The organism is Roseospira navarrensis (genome assembly GCF_009601025.1).
GTDB classification, from domain to species: domain Bacteria; phylum Pseudomonadota; class Alphaproteobacteria; order Rhodospirillales; family Rhodospirillaceae; genus Rhodospira; species Rhodospira navarrensis.
On record NZ_WIVE01000125.1, the window covers coordinates 1 to 3,558 of the forward strand.

General features: G+C 68.0%; 5 protein-coding genes. 2 read left to right on the plus strand and 3 right to left on the minus strand.

Translation table 11 applies throughout. From position 1 onward, the window contains the following. From GHC57_RS18710 to GHC57_RS18720, 3 genes are all read right to left on the minus strand, one after another. Positions 1 to 893: phage protease (locus GHC57_RS18710; protein ID WP_170294974.1), on the minus strand; the 893-nt coding region annotated here is incomplete at its 3' end. Then, a complete protein-coding gene (locus GHC57_RS18715) occupies positions 890 to 1,345 on the minus strand; it encodes a hypothetical protein (protein WP_153347118.1) in 456 nt (151 codons plus the stop codon). The genes GHC57_RS18710 and GHC57_RS18715, both read right to left, overlap by 4 nt. 864 nt (positions 1,346 to 2,209) lie before the next feature. After that, entirely contained in the window at positions 2,210 to 2,467 is a 258-nt protein-coding gene (locus GHC57_RS18720; RefSeq protein ID WP_153347120.1) for a helix-turn-helix domain-containing protein, read from the minus strand. 174 nt (positions 2,468 to 2,641) lie between these two features. On the opposite strand from GHC57_RS18720, the gene GHC57_RS18725 reads away from it, so the two are divergent. Next, a complete protein-coding gene (locus tag GHC57_RS18725) occupies positions 2,642 to 3,340 on the plus strand; it encodes a phage antirepressor N-terminal domain-containing protein (protein WP_153347122.1) in 699 nt (232 codons plus the stop codon). Between the two features lie 3 nt (positions 3,341 to 3,343). Next, positions 3,344 to 3,558, plus strand: a 215-nt coding sequence (locus GHC57_RS18730) for a hypothetical protein (protein ID WP_153347124.1), incomplete at its 3' end; no start/stop codon positions are given.

Below are 3,558 nucleotides of genomic sequence, written 5' to 3' on the forward strand. Positions count from 1 at the left end.
ACGGTATCGCCGCGCCGTGCCGGGCCGGTGACCTGCGGAGTCGTGAGCGTCTTGAACAACGCCTGTGTCTGCGGCGCCACCTCGGCAACGAAGGTGTCAAGGGCGTCCTTGTCGGCGCGGCAGAGTGCGACGGCCCAATCGCGCTGGAACGGCAACAGGTGACCGCCTTCCACCAGGGTTTCGACATACCGTTCGGCCATATGGCTGCTCAGACGGTTGTCAACGGCGTTCAGTTCCTGGACGACGCGCCGGTATTCGCCGATGGGCACCCACTGGCGCGGATCGGGCGCGGCGGACGACGCGGCGGTTTCGGGGGACAGGCCCAGCGCGTCGGACAGGGCCGCCATGACGGCGACCGGTTCGGCATCCTGCAGCAATCCAAGCTGGTCCCGAAGCGGCCGCAAAAGGTCTTGCGGATCGGGTGACGACATGGGGCGTCTCTCCGTGTTGAGGGCGATCAGGTCGAGGTTCGGTTTGTTGGTCAGGGACACACTGCACAGGCGCAAAATGTCGCCGGCGCGGCTGTGGAGAAAGACGGGCGAGACGTAGCGGTATTCCCGATCCGCGATCATCCGCGCGGCCGCCGGGGTCCATTCGACGCGGCCGAACAGGCCGTCGTCATCGGCCCGCAACCCGTCGATCCAGCCGGCGGCGCGCACGGTGTCGCCATCGCGCTGGTACTCAAGCTGGTGGTCGAAATCGACGGGCAGCTTGGCGCCCTTCTGGTGGGCTTGTGTCGCGGCAATCACCTTGGCGGGATCTGGCATCCGGTACGGCCCGCGTCCGTCGCGCCCCTTGAACACGCCGCGCGGCAACAGGTGGATGTCAGAGGGCACGGTGTCGGCGCTGGCGTTCAGCGCGACCAGGTGGTGAGCCAGGGTGGGCCGGGTCATGAGGGCGTCTCCGTCAAGCGGTGCATCGGCGCTGCCGGTGGCGGGTTCAGACCGGCCGCCCGCATGGCCGCGCGGCGCCGACTCACGGCGCGTTCGCTGCATCCGGCCGCCTGTGCGATGACCGCGTTGGTCGCGCCCGGGTGTGCCATAATGGCGCGACGAAGCCGGACGTCCTGCTGTGTGCCGGAATGCAGCGGGCCGAGCGCGATGTAGAGGCGCGCCGGGCCATAGTGGTCGATCAACCAGGCCAGAACGGGAAGGCCGGCCGCGCGGGCCACCGCGTGGTCTGGGAACGGCTGGCGGGGGAGAAGAACCGTCTGGCCGCCCAAGCCGACCATGAGCCGCCGGGCGACGGCTTCGCCGAACTGCTCCGCCACCCGCGCTTCGACGTCGGACACATAGACGCCAAGGCGGCGCCGCTCGGCAATGGAGGGATAGTCGTCCGGGGGCATGGCGCGTCCGGCATCAGCGGGTCTCGGGATTTGACTACCCGGACGTGCGTCCTTTCGCGCCCGGACATCAGTCCGGGGACTGTGCCGGGTCGGCGCCATCTGGATGACCCGGAAGGACTTCAGGGCAAGGGGATGGCACCGTGCGAAACGACCCGCTGACCATGCGTGGGTCGGGTGCGGCGGTCAAGGCCGGGGCGCGGCCCGTCACGAACGGCCCGTTGCAGCCCGATTAAATCGGTTTTTAAACGGGGTCTTCGCCGGTCCGGTCCCTTGGGTGCCCCCGGCCCTCTCGCGCATCCTGGAGGCTCTGAGGGCTGTTTCCCGACCCGTGGGGCGCCTGCCGCCGGTGGTGCGTGTTCTCCACTTCCCAGACCCCGCCGGAGGCGGCATCCGTACCGGCTGCGTCTACCCGGCATCAGCGGCAGGCTTCGGGCATCGTAGCATCGTCCGGTCGCCTGTGGTATCCATGGTTGCGAAAGGCGGTGGTGCGGACGGGCGCATAACCACCGCTGGCCGGCCAGCCGCCCGTTCCGGTGAGGCTTACACATAGCCCAATTGCGGGATGCCCGAACCGGCACTGGTTTTATAGGGCGCCGGCGCGGGTACCGGCGGAGTGCCCGCGCCGGCGTCCACGCGACGGTGGCCGATGGCAAAGCCCCACGGCCACCACGCGGAAGACGGCAGCGGATCGCCTGAACCGGCCCCGGTTTCCCAAGGGCGGTCCGGGGGCATGGTCGCGGGGGCGCCCTCGCCATGCCCGGCCGTCCGCCGCGCCCTTGATGACCGGGCGCCAACGCCCTGTCCCGACTGTCCCACATGATGGCCTGAGATACGCCTTGCGGTACACCGCAAGCGACCGCGCGGCTATGCGTCCGCCGCGTCGTCCGGGCCAGCGGGGGCTTTGGCTTTCCCCGCATCCCCGGGCGTCGGAGGGACTTTCAGGCGCACCCCGGGCCCGCCGCCGTTGCCGTCCAGGAACTCGACGCCGGCCGTTTCCAGCGCTGCGCGGATGGCCGCGAGGGTGCGGGGCTGGGGCTGGCGCTTTCCCGTCTCGGAACCCGCCAGCGTGGCCGGCGCGACTTCCGCGAGCCGGGCAAGATCTTCGCGCTTCATGCTGAGCATGGCGCGGGCGCCCCTGCATTGTTCAGGTTTAATCACTGACGTTGGTTCCCATCATTGACACTCCGTCCGATGTCAGTGATGATAACTGAAGTTGGCGATGGACGCCAGCCATAGCGGCCCGGTCGGTGGTAGCGCACCGAACCGGGCCTAACCCAAGACGTTGGAAGGTGCCCCATGTCTCAGGCTAACCACTTTCTTACCACGGTCCCGTTCGAGGGGGCCAACCTGATCGTTCGGCCGGGCCGCACCCCGGTCGATACCCTTGTGGCCATGAAGCCCCTGGTCGAGGGCATGGGCCTCGAATGGGAAGGCCAGCGCCAGCGGATTGCCCGCCACCCGGTGCTCAAGGGTTCCACCAGCGTTTTCCAGGTGGAGACCGGCGCCGGCCCCCGGGACACGCTGTTCCTGCCCCTGATCCGCGTCAATTTCTTCCTAGCCACCATCCACCCGGAGCGTGTGACGGACGAAGCGGTGCGCAAGACGGTCATCGCCTATCAGACCCGGTGCGCCGACGTGCTGTTCAAGGAATTCTTCGGCAAGGCCGTGGCCGCCAGCCAGCGGACCACCACGGCGCGCGGCCGGAGCCTGCGGACACGGCGGCAACGTCTCGGTCTCTCCGGACAGCAACTGGCCAACCTGAGTGGCGTGAGCGACAACACCATCCGCCGGATTGAAGACGGCGAACGCGAGGGTTCCGAACGGACGTGGCTGGCCCTGGACAGTGCCCTTCAAGCCGCGCGACGGGACATCAAGGCCGAACGGGACCGCAAGAACGCGACCGTTCGCCTTCAATTCACCGTGCCGGTGGATAAGGCCGGGGCCGTCTGCAACTACGTGTCCAGTATCCTGCAATCCGAAAAGGCGGAGGGCTGAACCATGACCACCACCAGCCACATGCCCGCCCGCGCCATCGCGTTTACCTTCAACGACAGCCGCAATGACCATCCGGTTGACGTGTTGGGGGACGTGGGCGATGCCCTGAGCACGGTGTCCGACATCTTCATTCAGAACGATGTGGAGTTGTCGCCGCGCGGCGCGGCGGGAATTTACAAAATCCTCCAGGGGTGCATTTCCACCCTGAACGCCGTTCA

Bases quoted from the DNA above. Each gene is read 5' to 3' on its own strand.
- GHC57_RS18715 (WP_153347118.1), bottom strand. From the start codon at position 1,345: ATGCCCCCGGACGACTATCCCTCCATTGCCGAGCGGCGCCGCCTTGGC.
- GHC57_RS18720 (WP_153347120.1), bottom strand. From the start codon at position 2,467: ATGCTCAGCATGAAGCGCGAAGATCTTGCCCGGCTCGCGGAAGTCGCG.
- GHC57_RS18725 (WP_153347122.1), top strand. From the start codon at position 2,642: ATGTCTCAGGCTAACCACTTTCTTACCACGGTCCCGTTCGAGGGGGCC.